Origin of the sequence: Gemmobacter aquaticus, assembly GCF_007859075.1 — a bacterium.
In the GTDB taxonomy this organism is placed as follows: domain Bacteria; phylum Pseudomonadota; class Alphaproteobacteria; order Rhodobacterales; family Rhodobacteraceae; genus Gemmobacter; species Gemmobacter aquaticus.
Genome location: NZ_VOAK01000023.1, coordinates 25,311 through 40,744 on the forward strand (window position 1 = coordinate 25,311; position 15,434 = coordinate 40,744).

Annotated in this window: 21 protein-coding genes; 12 read left to right on the plus strand and 9 right to left on the minus strand. The window is 63.1% G+C overall.

Going from position 1 to position 15,434, the window contains the following annotated elements; all coding sequences use genetic code 11:
- Positions 1-357: 357 nt before the first annotated feature.
- A complete protein-coding gene (locus FQU74_RS14580; protein ID WP_146287217.1) occupies positions 358-858 on the minus strand; it encodes an Lrp/AsnC family transcriptional regulator in 501 nt (166 codons plus the stop codon).
- Positions 859-1,103: 245 nt separating this feature from the next.
- Between FQU74_RS14580 and trxB the strand changes: the two genes are divergently transcribed.
- Positions 1,104-2,042 (plus strand): thioredoxin-disulfide reductase, encoded by a 939-nt coding sequence (gene trxB, locus FQU74_RS14585; RefSeq protein ID WP_146287218.1) that lies wholly within the window; start codon positions 1,104-1,106, stop codon positions 2,040-2,042.
- Between the two features lie 76 nt (positions 2,043-2,118).
- Here the strand turns inward: trxB and FQU74_RS14590 are convergent, their stop codons facing one another.
- Together FQU74_RS14590 and FQU74_RS14595 are read right to left on the minus strand one after the other, a co-directional pair.
- Positions 2,119-2,346 carry a DUF1150 family protein gene (locus FQU74_RS14590; protein ID WP_146287219.1) on the minus strand — a complete coding sequence of 76 codons (228 nt, stop codon included), beginning with the start codon at positions 2,344-2,346 and terminating at the stop codon, positions 2,119-2,121.
- 12 nt (positions 2,347-2,358) lie between these two features.
- Positions 2,359-2,814 carry an Hsp20 family protein gene (locus tag FQU74_RS14595; RefSeq protein ID WP_146287220.1) on the minus strand — a complete coding sequence of 152 codons (456 nt, stop codon included), beginning with the start codon at positions 2,812-2,814 and terminating at the stop codon, positions 2,359-2,361.
- Between the two features lie 218 nt (positions 2,815-3,032).
- Between FQU74_RS14595 and FQU74_RS14600 the strand changes: the two genes are divergently transcribed.
- The 3 genes from FQU74_RS14600 to FQU74_RS14610 all read left to right on the plus strand — a co-directional run bounded on the left by FQU74_RS14600 (position 3,033) and on the right by FQU74_RS14610 (position 4,969).
- Positions 3,033-3,251 (plus strand): YdcH family protein, encoded by a 219-nt coding sequence (locus FQU74_RS14600; protein ID WP_146287221.1) that lies wholly within the window; start codon positions 3,033-3,035, stop codon positions 3,249-3,251.
- A gap of 157 nt (positions 3,252-3,408) precedes the next feature.
- A complete protein-coding gene (gene purE, locus FQU74_RS14605; RefSeq protein ID WP_146287222.1) occupies positions 3,409-3,894 on the plus strand; it encodes a 5-(carboxyamino)imidazole ribonucleotide mutase in 486 nt (161 codons plus the stop codon).
- Positions 3,887-4,969 carry a 5-(carboxyamino)imidazole ribonucleotide synthase gene (locus FQU74_RS14610; RefSeq protein WP_146287223.1) on the plus strand — a complete coding sequence of 361 codons (1,083 nt, stop codon included), beginning with the start codon at positions 3,887-3,889 and terminating at the stop codon, positions 4,967-4,969. The genes purE and FQU74_RS14610 overlap by 8 nt, the downstream gene beginning before the upstream one ends.
- Before the next feature lie 18 nt (positions 4,970-4,987).
- Here FQU74_RS14610 and FQU74_RS14615 read toward each other — a convergent pair whose 3' ends face one another.
- The 3 genes from FQU74_RS14615 to groES all read right to left on the minus strand — a co-directional run bounded on the left by FQU74_RS14615 (position 4,988) and on the right by groES (position 7,498).
- A complete protein-coding gene (locus FQU74_RS14615; protein WP_146287224.1) occupies positions 4,988-5,392 on the minus strand; it encodes a low affinity iron permease family protein in 405 nt (134 codons plus the stop codon).
- Positions 5,393-5,521: 129 nt separating this feature from the next.
- Complete coding sequence (groL, locus tag FQU74_RS14620) at positions 5,522-7,159, minus strand: chaperonin GroEL (protein WP_146287225.1); 1,638 nt, start codon at positions 7,157-7,159, stop codon at positions 5,522-5,524.
- A gap of 51 nt (positions 7,160-7,210) precedes the next feature.
- Complete coding sequence (groES, locus tag FQU74_RS14625) at positions 7,211-7,498, minus strand: co-chaperone GroES (RefSeq protein ID WP_146287226.1); 288 nt, start codon at positions 7,496-7,498, stop codon at positions 7,211-7,213.
- Positions 7,499-7,665: 167 nt separating this feature from the next.
- Between groES and FQU74_RS14630 the strand changes: the two genes are divergently transcribed.
- The 8 genes from FQU74_RS14630 (at position 7,666) to FQU74_RS14665 (ending at position 14,289) form a co-directional block, all read left to right on the plus strand.
- Positions 7,666-8,685, plus strand: a complete 1,020-nt coding sequence (locus FQU74_RS14630) for a TraB/GumN family protein (protein WP_146287227.1) — start codon at positions 7,666-7,668, stop codon at positions 8,683-8,685.
- A 106-nt stretch (positions 8,686-8,791) separates the two neighbouring features.
- Positions 8,792-9,709 carry a manganese-dependent inorganic pyrophosphatase gene (locus tag FQU74_RS14635; protein ID WP_146287228.1) on the plus strand — a complete coding sequence of 306 codons (918 nt, stop codon included), beginning with the start codon at positions 8,792-8,794 and terminating at the stop codon, positions 9,707-9,709.
- 119 nt (positions 9,710-9,828) lie between these two features.
- Positions 9,829-10,722, plus strand: a complete 894-nt coding sequence (locus FQU74_RS14640; RefSeq protein ID WP_146287229.1) for a TIGR01459 family HAD-type hydrolase — start codon at positions 9,829-9,831, stop codon at positions 10,720-10,722.
- Positions 10,723-10,837: 115 nt separating this feature from the next.
- Entirely contained in the window at positions 10,838-11,281 is a 444-nt protein-coding gene (locus FQU74_RS14645; protein ID WP_146287230.1) for a MaoC family dehydratase, read from the plus strand.
- 26 nt (positions 11,282-11,307) lie between these two features.
- The gene (locus FQU74_RS14650; RefSeq protein ID WP_146287231.1) at positions 11,308-12,228 is read left to right on the plus strand and encodes a bifunctional riboflavin kinase/FAD synthetase; all 921 of its coding nucleotides are present in this window, start codon (positions 11,308-11,310) and stop codon (positions 12,226-12,228) included.
- Between the two features lie 41 nt (positions 12,229-12,269).
- Entirely contained in the window at positions 12,270-12,722 is a 453-nt protein-coding gene (locus FQU74_RS14655; RefSeq protein ID WP_146287232.1) for a YcgN family cysteine cluster protein, read from the plus strand.
- Positions 12,719-13,738, plus strand: coding sequence for a threonine aldolase family protein (locus tag FQU74_RS14660; protein WP_146287233.1), 1,020 nt, complete (start codon positions 12,719-12,721; stop codon positions 13,736-13,738). The genes FQU74_RS14655 and FQU74_RS14660 overlap by 4 nt, the downstream gene beginning before the upstream one ends.
- A 116-nt stretch (positions 13,739-13,854) precedes the next feature.
- Positions 13,855-14,289 (plus strand): c-type cytochrome, encoded by a 435-nt coding sequence (locus FQU74_RS14665; RefSeq protein WP_146287234.1) that lies wholly within the window; start codon positions 13,855-13,857, stop codon positions 14,287-14,289.
- 48 nt (positions 14,290-14,337) lie between these two features.
- Here the strand turns inward: FQU74_RS14665 and FQU74_RS14670 are convergent, their stop codons facing one another.
- The 3 genes from FQU74_RS14670 to FQU74_RS14680 all read right to left on the minus strand — a co-directional run bounded on the left by FQU74_RS14670 (position 14,338) and on the right by FQU74_RS14680 (position 15,369).
- Positions 14,338-14,619: an I78 family peptidase inhibitor gene (locus FQU74_RS14670; RefSeq protein ID WP_146287235.1), complete on the minus strand. Its 282-nt coding sequence runs from the start codon at positions 14,617-14,619 to the stop codon at positions 14,338-14,340.
- Between the two features lie 26 nt (positions 14,620-14,645).
- Positions 14,646-14,924 (minus strand): I78 family peptidase inhibitor, encoded by a 279-nt coding sequence (locus FQU74_RS14675; RefSeq protein ID WP_146287236.1) that lies wholly within the window; start codon positions 14,922-14,924, stop codon positions 14,646-14,648.
- An 88-nt stretch (positions 14,925-15,012) separates the two neighbouring features.
- Positions 15,013-15,369 (minus strand): I78 family peptidase inhibitor, encoded by a 357-nt coding sequence (locus FQU74_RS14680; protein WP_158635598.1) that lies wholly within the window; start codon positions 15,367-15,369, stop codon positions 15,013-15,015.
- Between the last annotated feature and the right edge of the window lie 65 nt (positions 15,370-15,434).

The window sequence follows — 15,434 nt, forward strand, 5'->3', positions numbered from 1 at the left end:
GCGATGTCGCCTGAACCACGATGGCCGCCGCCTTGGAACACGCACCCAGTTACGGCATTTTTGCCGCAATTTCAGAGACTAGCGGCTTTCTGGCGGCACCCCTGCCGAAATCTCTTTGACAGGACGCCCATCTTTTGCCATTTTTGACTTGCAGCGACCGGACCGGACGCTGTGCCCATGACGGTGAAAATCGTCATACGTGCCGGAATATGTCCGGTTCAGTTGTTAAGTTGCTCTGCACGGGCGGTCCTGCTGCGAACCTCTGCGCGGCGTTAGGGGCCGCCTGTTCTGATTCTGGGCGACCAATCAGCGAGAGACGATAGCAGGTCGGGGAATGACGCGGGCCTTGGCCCGCGATCAGGCGCTGCGGTTCAACCGCTCTTCCAGAACATCGAAGGGAAGGCCCGGCTCATCCTTGGCGCAGCGGATGACGAGGCTCGTTTTCACGCTGGCGACATTGTCGGCCTTGAGCAACTCGCCCGTCAGGAACCCCTGAAAGCTCGACAGATCAGGGGCTACGCATTTCAGGATAAAGTCGATCTCGCCGTTCAGCATGTGGCATTCACGAACCAACGGCCAGCCCTTGCAGCGCGCCTCAAAGGCAGAGAGATCGGATTCGGCCTGGCTGTGAAGGCGTACCATGGCAAAGACTGCGACCTCGAACCCCAGCTCGCGCGCATCCACCTCGGCATGGTAGCCGCGGATATAGCCTGCCTCCTCCAATGTGCGCACCCGACGCAGACAGGGCGGCGCCGAAATGCCCACCCGCTTGGCCAGTTCAACATTGGTCATCCTGCCGTCGGCCTGAAGTTCGGCCAGAATATGACGGTCGATCGGGTCAAGCCGGGTGCCGGCCATGCATCTCTTCCTTGTTGTTCTTTTGTCGTTGTTGCCGCAGCGCGTGGCAAATGCTGCGCGTCTTTGCGCGGACATTAGGAATATTCGCCCGATAGCGCAACATTCTTTCGCCAAGGCAGCCAAGAACGACACGGGCCGCCCCTATGCGCCATCGCCATGCCCGCCATGCCGGGAAACGCGTTTGCCCTTGCCGGACGGCTTGCCTATATGAAACGTCGATACCAACACAGGCAAACGGGCGCATCATGGGCGAGACGCGGCATTCCAAGGTTCTGATCATTGGCTCCGGCCCGGCAGGCTATACGGCCGCTGTATACTCGGCCCGCGCCATGCTGCAGCCGGTGCTTGTTCAGGGTCTGCAACCGGGCGGTCAGCTGACCATCACGACCGAGGTTGAGAACTGGCCGGGCGACACCGAGGTGCAGGGCCCCGATCTGATGGTGCGAATGGAAGAACATGCCCGCGCCATGGGGGCCGAGATCGTCAGCGACTATATCGCCGAGCTTGACCTGTCGCAGCGCCCCTTCGTGTCGCGCGCCGACAGTGGAACCACCTTTACCGCTGACGCCGTGATCCTTGCGACGGGTGCGCAAGCGAAGTGGCTGGGCCTGCCCAGCGAAGAGAAGTTCAAGGGCTTCGGCGTTTCAGCCTGCGCCACCTGTGACGGCTTTTTCTACCGCGGCAAAGAGGTCGTGGTCATCGGCGGCGGCAATACAGCTGTCGAAGAGGCGCTGTTCCTGACCAACTTTGCCAGCAAGGTGACCTTGATCCACCGTCGCGATTCGCTGCGCGCCGAGAAGATCCTGCAGGATCGTCTGTTCAAGCACCCCAAGATTGCGCTTCTGTGGAACCATGAGGTGACCGAGGTTCTGGGCACCGATGCCCCGCTCGGCGTCACCGCCGTGCGCGCCCGCAACCTGCAGACGGGCGAGGAGACCGACGTGCCCTGCGCCGGGTTCTTCGTGGCGATCGGCCATGCCCCGGCATCCGAACTGGTCAAGGATCAGCTCGAGCTGCACAACGGTGGCTACGTAAAGGTCGAAGCGGGCAGCACCCGCACGTCCATTCCCGGCGTCTTCGCGGCGGGTGATCTGACCGACCACATCTATCGTCAGGCGATTACCTCGGCCGGCATGGGCTGCATGGCGGCACTGGATGCCGAGCGCTGGCTCGCCGGGCACTGACGCCCGATCCCCTGAACGAGAAAGGGCGGGACCGCTGGGACCGCCCTTTCTGCATCCGGTACAGCGCCTTGCCCAGTCAGTGCACGTTAACGGGCGCCAGATCGTTCTGAAGGGCCAGCGCGAACGCAAGCTGGCGGTCGCGGACCAGTGCGAGGCGTTCGCCATCCGGGCGGTGAACCGCATAGAGACGCTCAAGCCCCTCGGCCTGCGCCCGGACCTCTTCGGGAAGATCCGCCACGGCAACAGGGCGCACGTAGACGATGTTGCTTTCAGCGGCGGGGATGAAATCGACTTTGGTATCCATGACCAGACCTCCTCACTTCGCCTCGATCCGCTTCACCGGGGCGGCGGGCTTTTCCGGCCGGCCCGTGCGGATCGGGATCGTTTGAACAACGGTATCGGGCACGATGCGCTGCAGGTCGATGTGCAAAAGCCCGTGATCCATCTGCGCACCTGCGACCTCCACCCCGTCGGCCAGCACAAAGCTGCGCTGGAAGGCCCGGCTTGCGATCCCCCGATGCAGCCAGACGCGCTGCACCTCGTCATCGCTCTGCCGGCCACGGATCACCAGCTGGCGATCCTCGACCGTGATCGAAAGCTCCTCGTCGCGAAACCCCGCGACAGCTAGCGTGATGCGATAGGCGTTGTCAGACACTGCCTCTATGTTGAACGGCGGATAGCCGTCCCCCGACTTGGCGGTACGCTCGACCAGCCGTTCCAGCTGTTCAAAGCCGAGCAGATAGGGATGTGCCCCGAAACTGATCTTGGTCATCGACGTGTCCTCGAAATAAGCGACCGTGCCGCCGGACCCCTGTCGGGCATCACGGCTTCCCCTTGAATATGGGGCGCGCGCGGGCGGCGCGCAAGTGGCGCGGCATTTGACCAAATCCCGCAGCGAGGGGCCAGATTTCTTCCCAAATCACGGAAAAACCGTTATAATTACACCCCAATGATAACGACTCGAACCGAGCCCACGCCAGGATCCCTCATATGAACGCGTCGATGGAACTCAATCTCGAAGAGATGCTGCGCATCCGGCTCGAGGTGCTGAGGCGCGAGCATCGCGACCTTGATGAGGCGATTTCCGCGCTTGAGGCCACGGGCCGCCCCGATCAGCTGACCCTGCGGCGTCTCAAGAAGCAGAAGCTCTGCCTCAAGGATCAGATCGTCAAGATCGAGGACAGCCTGATCCCCGACATCATAGCCTGATCTGCGCTTTGCTTTTGAAAGTATCCTCGGGGGTGAATTGGCCGAAGGCCAAGAGGGGGCAGACAGCCCCCTGCGCCCTTGCTGGCTTGCTTGCGGCCCAAATGCTTGCCCCCCGCCCCGCGCCGCGCTAAAGCGCCTGCAAACCAAGGGGGATGCGATGGCCGTTCACGTCGGAATCATCATGGGCAGCCAGTCTGACTGGCCGACAATGCGCGAGGCGGCGACGATCCTCGACGAGTTGGGCATCGCCTATGAGGCGAAAATCGTCTCGGCCCACCGCACGCCCGACCGGCTTTGGACCTATGGCAAGACAGCTGTGGATCGTGGCCTAAAGGTCATCATCGCCGGTGCAGGCGGTGCCGCACACCTGCCGGGTATGATGGCGTCGAAAACCCGTGTGCCGGTGATCGGGGTTCCAGTGCAGACCAAGGCCCTGTCTGGTGTCGACAGCCTCTATTCGATCCTGCAGATGCCCAAGGGCTTTCCGGTCGCGACCATGGCGATCGGCGCGGCGGGAGCGGCCAATGCCGGCCTGATGGCGGCAGGGATCCTCGCGATCAGTGACCCTGCGCTGGCGGCCCGGCTGGACGCCTGGCGCGACGCACTGTCCGCCTCGATCCCCGAGGAGCCCAAGGATGAGTGACGCCCTCCCCCTTGGCTCGGTCATCGGTATTCTGGGCGGCGGTCAGCTTGGCCGGATGCTTTCGGTCGCCGCCTCGCGTCTGGGCTTTCGCACCCACATCTACGAGCCGATGGAAAATCCGCCCGCAGCTCATGTTGCAGACCGGCTGACCACGGCCAGCTATGACGATACCGAGGCACTGCGCGCCTTCGCCGCCTCGGTTGATGTCATCACCTATGAATTCGAGAACATCCCGACGGCAGCCCTTGACCTGCTGGAAGCCGCAAGGCCGATCCGCCCCAACCGCCGCGCGCTGGCGATCAGCCAGGACCGGATCTCCGAGAAGGACTTCCTTACCGGGCTGGGCCTGACAACCGCGCCCTATTCGGCCGTCAACGGGATGGACGAGCTGCAGGCCGCGCTGTCCCGCATCGGCGCCCCTGCGATCCTCAAGACCACCCGCCTGGGCTATGACGGCAAAGGTCAGGCGCGCCTGCGGGGGCCTGAGGATGCAGAGGCCGCGCTGGCCGCAATGGCCGGCGCACCTGCGGTTCTTGAGGGTTTCGTGACCTTCAGCCACGAGGTGTCGGTCATTGCAGCCCGCGGGCTTGATGGCTCGGTCGCCTGTTTCGATCCGGGCGAAAACGTCCATCGCGACGGCATCCTGCATAGCACGACCATTCCGGCCCGCCTTTCCCCCGCACAGCGCAGCGATGCAGTGCTGCTGGCGGCGCGCATCCTGAACGCGCTCGATTACGTCGGTGTCATGGGGGTTGAGCTGTTCGTGACGCGGCAGGGACTTCTGGTGAACGAGATCGCGCCACGGGTCCACAACTCCGGCCACTGGACGCAGAACGGCTGCGCGATTGACCAGTTCGAGCAGCACATTCGTGCCGTTGCGGGCTGGCCGCTCGGCGATGGCAGCCGCCATTCCGATGTGGTGATGGAGAACCTGATCGGCGATGACATCCTGCGCGTGCCCGAGATTGCGCGCGAGCGGAACGCCGCCCTGCATCTCTATGGCAAATCCGAAGCCCGTCCGGGGCGCAAGATGGGCCATGTGAACCGCGTTCAGGTTCCGGCGGCCGGCAAGTAGCGCCGCGCATCACCCGGGCTAAGTATCAGGGGTGCCGGTATCCGGCATGCCCTTTTGCAAGGCGCTGCGTGCCTCGGCGGCGAGACGTTCATAGCGCGCCCGAAACACCTCAAGCTGGCGTTCTTCCAGTTCCTCGATATCCATCAGCGCATTATGCGCGCCCTGCGTGGCCCGGATCAGCTCATCAAGCTTCAACTGGATCGCCGCGGTATCGCGGTTCTGCGTGTTCTGGATCAGGAAGACCATCAGGAAGGTCACGATGGTCGTGCCGGTATTGATCACCAGTTGCCAGGTGTCGGAAAACCCGAACACCGGGCCCGTCACGATCCACACCGCAATGACACCAAACGCCAGAAGAAAGGTCGACTGGCGGCCGCACCAATGCGAGATGCTTTTGGCAATACTCCCATAACGATCCGCCATTTTCTCACCCCAGCCAGACTGCGGCCTGAGTGTGCCGTGCTGACCGGTGCGCGACAAGGCAGCGTTCGGGGTGCCGAACATAAAAAAGGGCGCCCGAAGGCGCCCTTTCCTGTACCGGGTTCGGCTGGATCAGAAGTCCATCCCGCCGCCCATGCCGCCGCCGGGCATCGCCGGAGCCGACTTGTCGGCCGGTTTGTCAGCGATCATGGCTTCGGTGGTGATCAGCAGCGAGGCGACCGAAGCCGCATCTTCCAGCGCGGTGCGGGTCACTTTGGCCGGATCGATCACACCGAAAGCGAACATGTCGCCATATTCTTCGGTCTGGGCGTTGAAGCCAAAGTTCTTGTCCGACGACTCGCGCACCTTGCCGGCAACCACGGCGCCATCGACGCCAGCGTTTTCGGCGATCTGGCGCAGCGGCGCTTCCAGCGCGCGCTTCACGATCACGATACCGGCGTTCTGGTCGCTGTTTGCGCCGCTCAGCCCATCGAGGACCTTGCCAGCCTGAACCAGCGCAACGCCGCCGCCGACGACGATGCCTTCCTGAACGGCCGCACGGGTGGCGTTCAGCGCGTCATCCACGCGGTCCTTGCGCTCTTTCACTTCGATCTCGGTCGAACCGCCGACGCGGATCACGGCAACGCCGCCAGCCAGTTTGGCCACGCGCTCTTGCAGTTTCTCACGGTCGTAGTCCGAGGTGGTTTCCTCGATCTGGGTGCGGATCTGGGCCACGCGGGCTTCGATCTCGGCCTTGTCACCAGCGCCATCAACGATGGTGGTGTTGTCCTTATTGATGGACACTTTCTTGGCGCGGCCCAGCATGTCGATGGTGACGTTTTCCAGCTTCATGCCCAGATCGTCGCTGATGACCTGACCGCCGGTCAGGATCGCGATGTCCTGCAGCATGGCCTTGCGGCGATCGCCGAAGCCCGGCGCCTTGACAGCAGCGATTTTCAGGCCGCCACGCAGCTTGTTGACGACGAGCGTGGCCAGAGCCTCGCCTTCCACGTCTTCTGCCACGATGATCAGCGGGCGCTGCGACTGGATCACGGCTTCCAGCAGCGGAACCATCGGCTGCAGCGACGAGAGTTTCTTCTCGTGCAGCAGGATCAGGGCGTCTTCCAGTTCGGCGACCATCTTGTCGGCGTTGGTCACGAAGTAGGGCGACAGGTAGCCGCGGTCGAACTGCATGCCTTCGACGACTTCAACCTCGGTGTCCATGCCCTTGTTTTCTTCGACGGTGATCACACCCTCGTTGCCGACCTTCTGCATCGCGTCAGCGATGAAGCGGCCGATCTGGGCTTCGCCGTTGGCCGAGATGGTGCCGACCTGGGCGACTTCGTCGCTGTCCTTGACCGGACGGGACGCCGCCTTGATCGCCTCGACGACCTTGGTGGTGGCCATGTCGATGCCACGCTTCAGGTCCATCGGGTTCATGCCGGCGGCAACGGCCTTCAGGCCTTCCTTGATGATCGCCTGGGCCAGAACGGTCGCGGTGGTGGTGCCGTCGCCAGCCTCGTCATTGGTGCGCGAGGCGACTTCTTTCACCATCTGCGCGCCCATGTTCTCGAACTTGTCGGCCAGTTCGATTTCCTTGGCGACCGAAACGCCGTCCTTGGTGATGCGGGGCGCACCGAACGACTTTTCGATAACGACGTTGCGGCCTTTCGGGCCCAGCGTCACTTTCACGGCATCGGCGAGGATGTTCACGCCGCGCAGCATGCGGTCGCGGGCATCGGTATCAAACTTGACGTCCTTGGCAGCCATTGTCTTGCTCCTTGGGAATTGGTTGGGGATTAGCGATCCGTCAGGCAGTCATCAGGCGATGATGCCGAGGATGTCGCTTTCCTTCATGATCAGCAGTTCTTCGCCATTCAGCGTGACTTCGGTGCCCGACCACTTGCCGAACAGCACACGATCACCGGCCTTGACGGTCGGCGCGATCAGCTCGCCCGAGTCCTTGCGCGCGCCCTCACCCACGGCGACCACTTCGCCTTCAGCGGGTTTTTCCTTGGCGGTGTCGGGGATGATCAGGCCGCCCTTGGTCTTTTCGTCGCTCTGGACGCGCTTGACCAGCACACGATCATGCAGCGGTTTGAAAGCCATCTGGTAACACTCCCTCGGTTTCCAGGTTTGAATTCGATTAGCACTCGCTTCTGGTGAGTGCTAACGGCCACACAGTTAGGCACCCATTCAAGCCCTGTCAACGCCCGCGATCAAAATTTCGCGGCTTCGCCTTTCGCCCTCGGGCGCAATATGTCAGGCTCTTGGCCATGTCGCTGAAATCCATTCTCCGCCGTCTGGCGCCCGCGCTGTTTCTCGCCACCCTTCCCGCCACGATTGCAGGTGGATCGGCCTTGGCCCGCTGTTCGGGTGTGAATCTGATCGCCGACCTTGCGCCTGCTGATTCGCAGGCGCTGGAAGTGGCGACGCGGGCGCATCCCTTTTCCAGCGGCAATCTTTGGCGCGCGACCAAGGGCGAGCAATCCGTCCTGCTTGTCGGCACCTATCACCTGTCCGATGACAGGCATGCGACGTTGACCGCCCGCGTCGCGGGCATGATGGAGGGCGCAACGGCCCTGCTGGTCGAGGCCGGCCCTGATGAGGAGGCCGCGCTCAAGCGCGACCTTGCCGCCGATCCGGGCCTGCTGTTTCTGACCGATGGCCCCAGCCTCATGCAGCAGTTCCCGCCCGAGGAATGGGCGCAAATGGCGCAGGCCCTTGCCGCCCGGAATGTGCCCGCGATCATGGGGGCGAAGATGCAGCCGTGGTATCTGGCCTCGATCCTTGCCATACCGCCCTGTGACATGGCCGAGGTGACAGCCGGGCTCGGGCTCGACCATCGGGTGATGGAGCTGGCCAAGGAGCGGGACATCCCCATTCGGGCGCTTGAACCCTACACCACCGTCTTTCGCATCTTCGATTCGATGTCTGCCGAAGAACAGCTCGCGATGCTGCGGTCCTCGCTGATGATGGAAGACCGGGTCGCCGACTTTTCGGTGACGCTGTCGGACGCCTATTTCCGGGGGGAAAGCCGCATGGTGTGGGAGTTTCTGCGCCAGTTGAGCGGCCAGATGCCGGGCTACACACCGGAACGCGCCGATGCCGAATTCGCGCAGATGGAGGCGGTTCTGATGACCGAGCGTAATCAAAGCTGGATCCCGGTGATCGAGGAGGCCGCAGCCAAGGGCCCCATCGTCGCCGCCTTTGGCGCGCTGCACCTTGCGGGCGAGACCGGAGTGCTGAACCTCTTGGCCGAAAGCGGCTGGCAGCTTGAGCAGCTTGACGGCTGAGCTTTGCCCTGTCGCAGGCAAGCCGGGCGCGGCCTTTCGCCAGCGTGACAAGCTGCCCGCGCTTGCCTATAAGGCGCCCGACCCTTTCAGCGACGGATGACACAAGATGATCAAGGTCTTCGGCCACAAATCCCCCGACACCGATTCCACCGGCTCGCCCATTGCCTGGGCCTGGTATCTGTCCGAGGTGAAAGGCACCCCGGCCGAGGCCGTGCTTCTGGGTGAACCCAACACCGAAGCGGCCTTCGTGCTCAAGCACTGGGAGCTTGCGAAGCCTGCCATCATCACCGACATCGCCGCCGGGGACGAGGTCGTGATCGTCGATACCAACAACCCGGCCGAACTGGTCCCCTCGATCAACGAGGCAAAGCTGCTCGCCATCATCGACCACCACATGCTGGTTGGCGGGCTTAAGACCAAGACCCCGATCGACATCACCATCCGCCCGCTGGCCTGCACCGCCACCATCATGCATGACCTGATGGGGGCCGACGTGGCACGCGCGCCCCGCGGCGTGAAGGGCGCAATGCTGTCCTGCATCCTCTCGGATACGCTGGAATTCCGCAGCCCCACCACTACCGCCCATGACCGCGCCGTGGCCGAAAGCCTTGCCGCAGATCTGGGCGTGTCGATCCCGGAACTGGCCGCGAAGATGTTTGAGGCCAAGTCGGACGTCTCGGCCTTTAGCGACGCCGAGCTGCTGCGGATGGATTCCAAGGAATACAACGTCGCGGGCAAGGAGCTGCGCGTCTCGGTTCTGGAAACCACGGCACCAAAGGTCGTACTCGATCGCAAGGACAGCCTGATGTCTTCGATGATCGAGGTGGCCAAGGAAGACGGCGCCGATCAGGTGCTTCTCTTTGTTGTCGACATCATTCGCGAAGAGGCGACTTTGCTGGTGCCCAACGATCTGGTGAAGCAACTGGCCGAGGCAAGCTTTGGCTGCAAGGTCAGCGGCGACACGGTTGTGCTGCCCGGCATCATGAGCCGCAAGAAGCAGATCATCCCTTCGCTGAAGCTCTGACTGCGGCCGAATGCGCGGAAACGGGCCGGGGGTCTTCCCCGGCCCTTTGCTTTTCCCGTCTTGTGCCCGTTACCCTTCCGTGGTCCTGCTTCAGACATGTGTTCCAGAAAGGCCCCGAAATGACCCAGATGATCGCCGCATTCTCCGATATCTCGTTCCGTTACCGCGCGGTCTTCTGCGACCTGTGGGGCTGCCTGCACAACGGCAAGACCGCCTACCCCGCCGCCGTCGCAGCCCTGCAGGCCTTTCGCGCCCAAGGGGGAACGGTCGTCCTGATGACCAACGCCCCGCGTCCGTTCGGATCGGTTGCCGCGCAGCTGGAACGCATCGGCGCCCCGCGTGACTGCTATGATTTCATCGTCTCTTCCGGGGACGCCGCGCAACATGCGCTGGTGACCGGCGCAGTGGGCTTCAAGGTGCATTTCATCGGTGCCGAAAAGGACATGCCCTTCTTCACCGACCTGCCCCCCGCCCTGCAGGCTATCGCAGACAAGAACCCGAAGATCGAATTCGTGCCGCTGGCCGAGGCCGAAGGTATTGTCTGCACCGGCCTGCGCGATGATCTGACCGAGACGCCCGAAGACTATCGCGGAGAGCTTTTGCTGGCCAAGACACGCGGCCTCAAGATGCTCTGCGCCAACCCCGATATCGTCGTCGACATGGGCGACAAGCGGGTTTACTGCGCGGGGGCGCTGGCCGAAGCCTATGCCGAGCGCGGCGGTGAGGTGCTGTATTTCGGCAAGCCGCATCCGCCGATCTATGACCTTGCACGGCGCAAGCTGGCCGAGACCGTGGGCGAGATCGGCAATGACGACATCCTCTGCATCGGAGACGGCCCCTGGACCGACGTTCTGGGCGGCCAGAATGAGGGGATCGATACGCTCTTCATCACCGGCGGCATCGTCGCAGACCGGTTTGGCCCGGATTCAGCAAATCCTAACAAGGACTTGCTAGAGGCCTGGTTCGAGGAGGAGGGCCTTGCCCCAACCCATGCGATGGCGCACCTCGGATAACGCCCTCGCAACATAATTACCACTTTTGTCGCATCTACGGACAATTATTGCCCGACGGATTGCGCTGCAATGCAGCATCTGCTAGATTGCAGCGCAGAAACCGGAGGATTCGAGGATGCTCGACAACATGCCCCGCGGCACGATCTGCATCGAAGACATCGAAATCGGAATGACGCGCCACCTGCGCAAGACGGTGACGGATCGCGACATCGAGATGTTCGCCGAGATCTCGACCGACCGGAATCCTGTGCATCTGGACGATGCCTATGCGCAGGACACGATCTTTCAAGGCCGCATCGCGCATGGGATGCTGACAGCCGGTCTGATCTCGGCCGTGATCGGCGAACAGCTGCCCGGCCATGGCACGGTCTATCTGGGCCAAAGCCTGAAATTCATGGCGCCCGTCCGCCCCGGCGACACGGTTCTTGCCGAGGTCAAGGTGACCGCGATTGACCATGCCAAACGTCGCGTGACCCTTGAAACCCATTGCGCCGTGGGTAATACGGTTGTCCTGAAGGGCGAGGCGCTGGTTCTGGCACCAAGCCGCAAGTTCGACTGAGGGCCGCGCCCTCGCTTTGGGGCCGCATGAAGATCATCCAATCCTGGCAGGGGCTGTTGCCCGCAGATCGGGGGGCATCGGTTGCCATGGGCAATTTTGATGGCGTCCATCTGGGCCACCGCTCGGTGATTGAAAGCGCCGCCGCGCAGGGCCGTCTGGGCGTTCTGACCTTTGAGCCACACCCGCGCGAGTATTTTGCGCCGGATGCCCCACCCTTCCGCCTGATGAACTCCGAAGCGCGCGCCAACCGGCTGGCCAAGCTGGGGGTGGAGCGGCTGTATGAGTTGCCCTTCGGCGCAGAGATGGCAGGCTTTTCGCCAGAGGACTTCGCGCGCGAGGTTCTGGCCAATGGCCTTGGCGTCACCCATGTGACCGTCGGCAGCGACTTCTGCTTCGGCAAGGGTCGCAAGGGCACGGTTGCAGACCTGACGGACCTTGGCCGGCAGTACGGCTTTGGCGTCACCGTGGCCCCCCTTCTGCGCTCGGGCGGCAAGGAGATCTCCTCCACCGCGATACGCAACGCGCTGAGCGAAGGCCGCCCGCAGGACGCAGCAGCCATGCTGGGCCACCTGCACCGGATCGAGGGCGAAGTCATTCACGGTGAAAAGCGTGGGCGCGAATTGGGCTTTCCGACGGCCAACATGAGCGTGGCGGGCCTGCACCTGCCGCGCCTTGGCGTCTATGCGGTGAAGGTCGATGTTCTGACCGGCCCGCGGGCCGGCAGTTACGGTGGCGCAGCAAGCCTCGGCGTGCGGCCGATGTTTGGTGAGAACGCCCCGAACCTCGAGACCTTCATCTTCGACTTTGCCGGCGACCTTTACGGCCAGCACCTGTCGGTTGCGCTGGTGGACTATCTGCGTCCCGAGATGAAGTTCGATGGTCTGCCCGCGCTGATGGAGCAGATGCATGCTGATTGCGATCGGGCGCGGGCGATCCTCGCCGCCTGACCGCCCCTTTCCTTTTGGCGCAACTCAAGGCACCTTACGGCATGTCCAGGCTCCGCCCCCGCTTTTGGGAAACCGTCCCGCTGAAGAACATGACCTCCGATGAATGGGAGGCGTTGTGTGATGGCTGCGGCAAATGCTGCCTGAACAAGATCGAGTACGAAGACACGGGCGAAGTTGAATTCACCCGCGTCGCCTGCCGCTTGCTCGATGGGGAAACCTGCCGCTGCACGCAATACCCGATCCGCAAGCAATTCGTGCCTGATTGCGTGCAGCTGACCCCGTCAACCCTGCCCAAGATCGCTTACTGGATGCCGAGGACCTGTGCCTACCGGTTGCTGCACGAAGGCAAGCCCCTGCCCGACTGGCACCCTCTGGTTACGGGCGATCCGGAATCGGTGCATACCGCCGGGGCCTCGGTCCGGGGCTGGACGGTGCCCGAATTCGAGGTGCCCGAAGACGAGTGGGACAATTACATCATCGACGAGACACCATGATCTTCAATTCGGACAACGCAGCCCCCGTTCCACCCGCGGTTCTGGCGGCTCTGTCCAAGGCCAATCATGGCGGCGCCCCTGGCTATGGGGCCGATGACCTGACGCAGGCCGTCGAGGCACTGATGCGTGAGGTGCTGCGCGCGCCGGATGCTGTTGTCCGGCTGGTCGCGACCGGCACGGCGGCGAATGCGCTGTCTCTTGCAGCCTTTTGCCCGCCCTGGGGCACGGTCTTTTGCCACGAGCATGCACATATTGCCGAGGATGAGTGCGGCGCGCCCGAGTTCTACACTCACGGCGCCCGCCTTTCGCTGATCCCCGGCGCGCACGGCCGGATCGACGCATCGGCACTTGCGCGGGCCATCGAGGCCAGCGGGGCGAGCGTACACAACCAGCAACGCGGCATGCTCTCGCTGACCAACGTGACCGAGGCGGGGACTGTCTATTCCGCCGCGCAGACCGCAGCGCTGGTCGATCTGGCCCGCGCGGGCGGCATGCCCGTTCATCTGGATGGCGCGCGTTTTGCCAATGCGGTTGCCGCCACCGGCACACATCCGGCAGAGCTGACATGGCGCGCAGGGGTCGATGTGCTGTCCTTCGGCGGCACGAAGAACGGCCTGATGGGGGTCGAGGCGGTTGTCCTCTTTGATCCTGAGCGCGCATGGGAGTTCGACCTGCGCCGCAAGCGGGGTGGACATCTTCTGTCCAAGGGGCGGTATCTGGCAGCACAGATGCTTGCCATGCTCGAAGACAACCGCTGGCTCGACTGGGCAGCGCATGCCAACGGAATGGCCGCGCGTCTGGTCCATGGCCTGTCAGCACGCGGGATTGCGCTTGCCCATCCGGTCGAGGCCAACATCCTCTTTCCGCATTGGCCTCAGGGCACCTCTGCCCGGCTGCGTGCTGCCGGTGCAACCTTCCACGACATGCCCGCCCCCGAGGGATTTGAGGGTGCGCGTCTGGTAACAAGCTGGGCCACCACCGAGGCCGAGGTCGAAGCGCTGCTGCACCTGCTGTGACCAGACGCTGCGCATACACATTCGCGTGACAAGTGCCTGGCCGGGCCAAGCTGGATATCGCGACGGTGATCTTCGCCCCTATAGTCGGGGTGTTTTTCCCAGCCCGGAGCCAGAGCATGAAGACCATTTCCAGACTCGCCATGATCCTTGTGACCGTTACCGCGACTGCCGCCTTTGCCAAGGAAGAGCCAAAAGACCCCACCGTGAAGGCACGGACCGATCTGATGAAGACCGTGGGACAGAACATGAAGGTTCTGGGCGACATGGCCGGTGAGAAGGCCGCATTCGACGCGGCCGCAGCCACTGCCGCGAAGGATGCGCTTGCCGCCGCCTTTGCCGAAGTTCCTGCCAAGTTTGAACCACAGGCCACCGATCCGGCATCCGAGGCAAAGCCCGAGATCTGGACGAACTGGGATGACTTTGTGTCCAAGGCGTCGAAAGCACAGGAAGCTGCAGCCGCAATTGACGCCAGCTCGCTTCCGACATTGCAGGCCGGAATCGGGGTCGCAGGCGGCACCTGCAAGGCCTGCCACACCGACTATCGCATGTAATCAGACGAACTCCGGCCCCTGCACGTATTGCGGGGGCCGGGTTTGCCGTCAGCCGCAGAAGACGCGCGTAATGATCCCGACCGAGTCGGTTTCAAGGTTGATCCGCTCGGGGTTGAAGTCCATCGTGACCGCCTGATTAGGCCCGATCACGCGGACCGGTCCGGTGAAGGACTTCTCGGTCAGCACTTCGCGGCTTTGGCCGATCAGGCCCTGCTGGGCCGAAGCGCCACATTGATCTTCTTCCGCTGCCACGACCGCTGGCTCGGAGACGCAGGCAGCAAGTGCCAACAGGGCTACACAGCCTGCGGTGAACGAATAGGTCCTTGTCATCATAGCCTCCGTAAAGGTGCGGCAGATCAGCCGCAGTGAAATCCGGTGATGGTCCCGGCTGCATCGACATCGACGTTCAGACGGCTTGGGCTGAAATCCTCGGTCACCGGGGTGCCCGGTCTGAGAATGCGGATGGTCGAGGGCAGGTATTGCTCGTCGAGCGCGGCGACCGGTTGCCCGACCCAGCCGGCCAATCTCCCGGCACCGCAGCCCTGTGGGGCGCCATGGTCTGGCTCGTCGACACGCGGTGCTGCGCATCCAGCCAGAATGACCGCGATCCCCGAAAACGCGATTGTCCGTCTCATGCCTCACCTGTCCACTGTTAGCCAGCATGTAAAACACCCCCGCCCTTGGCAAGGGCAGGGGTGGCAACCGACTGCATGCAGGCGGTTTTCAGCCGCAGCTGATACGGACGATTCGGCCCGTCGCATCCGTGTAGAAGTTCACCCGGAACGAGTTGTACTCTTCCTGGCTCACGATCCCGCCCATCGTCACCATCCGCGTCGGACGATCGGTGATGGCCGCCGCCATGACTGCCGCCTCTGTCTGACCCATCAGGTACTGGTAGTCCGCCGCGTGGCAGGTGTCGGGCTCGCGTTCATTCAGGCCCGGTGTCAGATCGACCGGCAAACCGGTCACCGGGTCAATCCCCGGAGGGGCGGCCGGTACCACCGTTTCAGGCTCGGGCGCGGCGCAGGCCACGAGCAGCAGCGTCAAAGAAAGTGCCGCGAATTTCGCAAGTCTGTTCATACGTGTCGTTTTCCCGCGTTGCGTTCCGCGACTCTTTGGCACAACTTGGCGCAAATTGACAGAGG

Bases quoted from the DNA above. Each gene is read 5' to 3' on its own strand.
- FQU74_RS14660 (WP_146287233.1), top strand. From the start codon at position 12,719: ATGATCTTCAATTCGGACAACGCAGCCCCCGTTCCACCCGCGGTTCTG.
- FQU74_RS14650 (WP_146287231.1), top strand. From the start codon at position 11,308: ATGAAGATCATCCAATCCTGGCAGGGGCTGTTGCCCGCAGATCGGGGG.
- FQU74_RS14630 (WP_146287227.1), top strand. From the start codon at position 7,666: ATGTCGCTGAAATCCATTCTCCGCCGTCTGGCGCCCGCGCTGTTTCTC.
- FQU74_RS14610 (WP_146287223.1), top strand. From the start codon at position 3,887: ATGAGTGACGCCCTCCCCCTTGGCTCGGTCATCGGTATTCTGGGCGGC.
- FQU74_RS14645 (WP_146287230.1), top strand. From the start codon at position 10,838: ATGCTCGACAACATGCCCCGCGGCACGATCTGCATCGAAGACATCGAA.
- groES (WP_146287226.1), bottom strand. From the start codon at position 7,498: ATGGCTTTCAAACCGCTGCATGATCGTGTGCTGGTCAAGCGCGTCCAG.
- FQU74_RS14655 (WP_146287232.1), top strand. From the start codon at position 12,270: ATGTCCAGGCTCCGCCCCCGCTTTTGGGAAACCGTCCCGCTGAAGAAC.
- FQU74_RS14595 (WP_146287220.1), bottom strand. From the start codon at position 2,814: ATGACCAAGATCAGTTTCGGGGCACATCCCTATCTGCTCGGCTTTGAA.
- FQU74_RS14635 (WP_146287228.1), top strand. From the start codon at position 8,792: ATGATCAAGGTCTTCGGCCACAAATCCCCCGACACCGATTCCACCGGC.
- FQU74_RS14675 (WP_146287236.1), bottom strand. From the start codon at position 14,924: ATGAGACGGACAATCGCGTTTTCGGGGATCGCGGTCATTCTGGCTGGA.
- trxB (WP_146287218.1), top strand. From the start codon at position 1,104: ATGGGCGAGACGCGGCATTCCAAGGTTCTGATCATTGGCTCCGGCCCG.
- FQU74_RS14590 (WP_146287219.1), bottom strand. From the start codon at position 2,346: ATGGATACCAAAGTCGATTTCATCCCCGCCGCTGAAAGCAACATCGTC.
- FQU74_RS14665 (WP_146287234.1), top strand. From the start codon at position 13,855: ATGAAGACCATTTCCAGACTCGCCATGATCCTTGTGACCGTTACCGCG.
- purE (WP_146287222.1), top strand. From the start codon at position 3,409: ATGGCCGTTCACGTCGGAATCATCATGGGCAGCCAGTCTGACTGGCCG.
- FQU74_RS14640 (WP_146287229.1), top strand. From the start codon at position 9,829: ATGACCCAGATGATCGCCGCATTCTCCGATATCTCGTTCCGTTACCGC.
- FQU74_RS14600 (WP_146287221.1), top strand. From the start codon at position 3,033: ATGAACGCGTCGATGGAACTCAATCTCGAAGAGATGCTGCGCATCCGG.
- FQU74_RS14670 (WP_146287235.1), bottom strand. From the start codon at position 14,619: ATGACAAGGACCTATTCGTTCACCGCAGGCTGTGTAGCCCTGTTGGCA.
- FQU74_RS14680 (WP_158635598.1), bottom strand. From the start codon at position 15,369: ATGAACAGACTTGCGAAATTCGCGGCACTTTCTTTGACGCTGCTGCTC.
- FQU74_RS14615 (WP_146287224.1), bottom strand. From the start codon at position 5,392: ATGGCGGATCGTTATGGGAGTATTGCCAAAAGCATCTCGCATTGGTGC.
- FQU74_RS14580 (WP_146287217.1), bottom strand. From the start codon at position 858: ATGGCCGGCACCCGGCTTGACCCGATCGACCGTCATATTCTGGCCGAA.
- groL (WP_146287225.1), bottom strand. From the start codon at position 7,159: ATGGCTGCCAAGGACGTCAAGTTTGATACCGATGCCCGCGACCGCATG.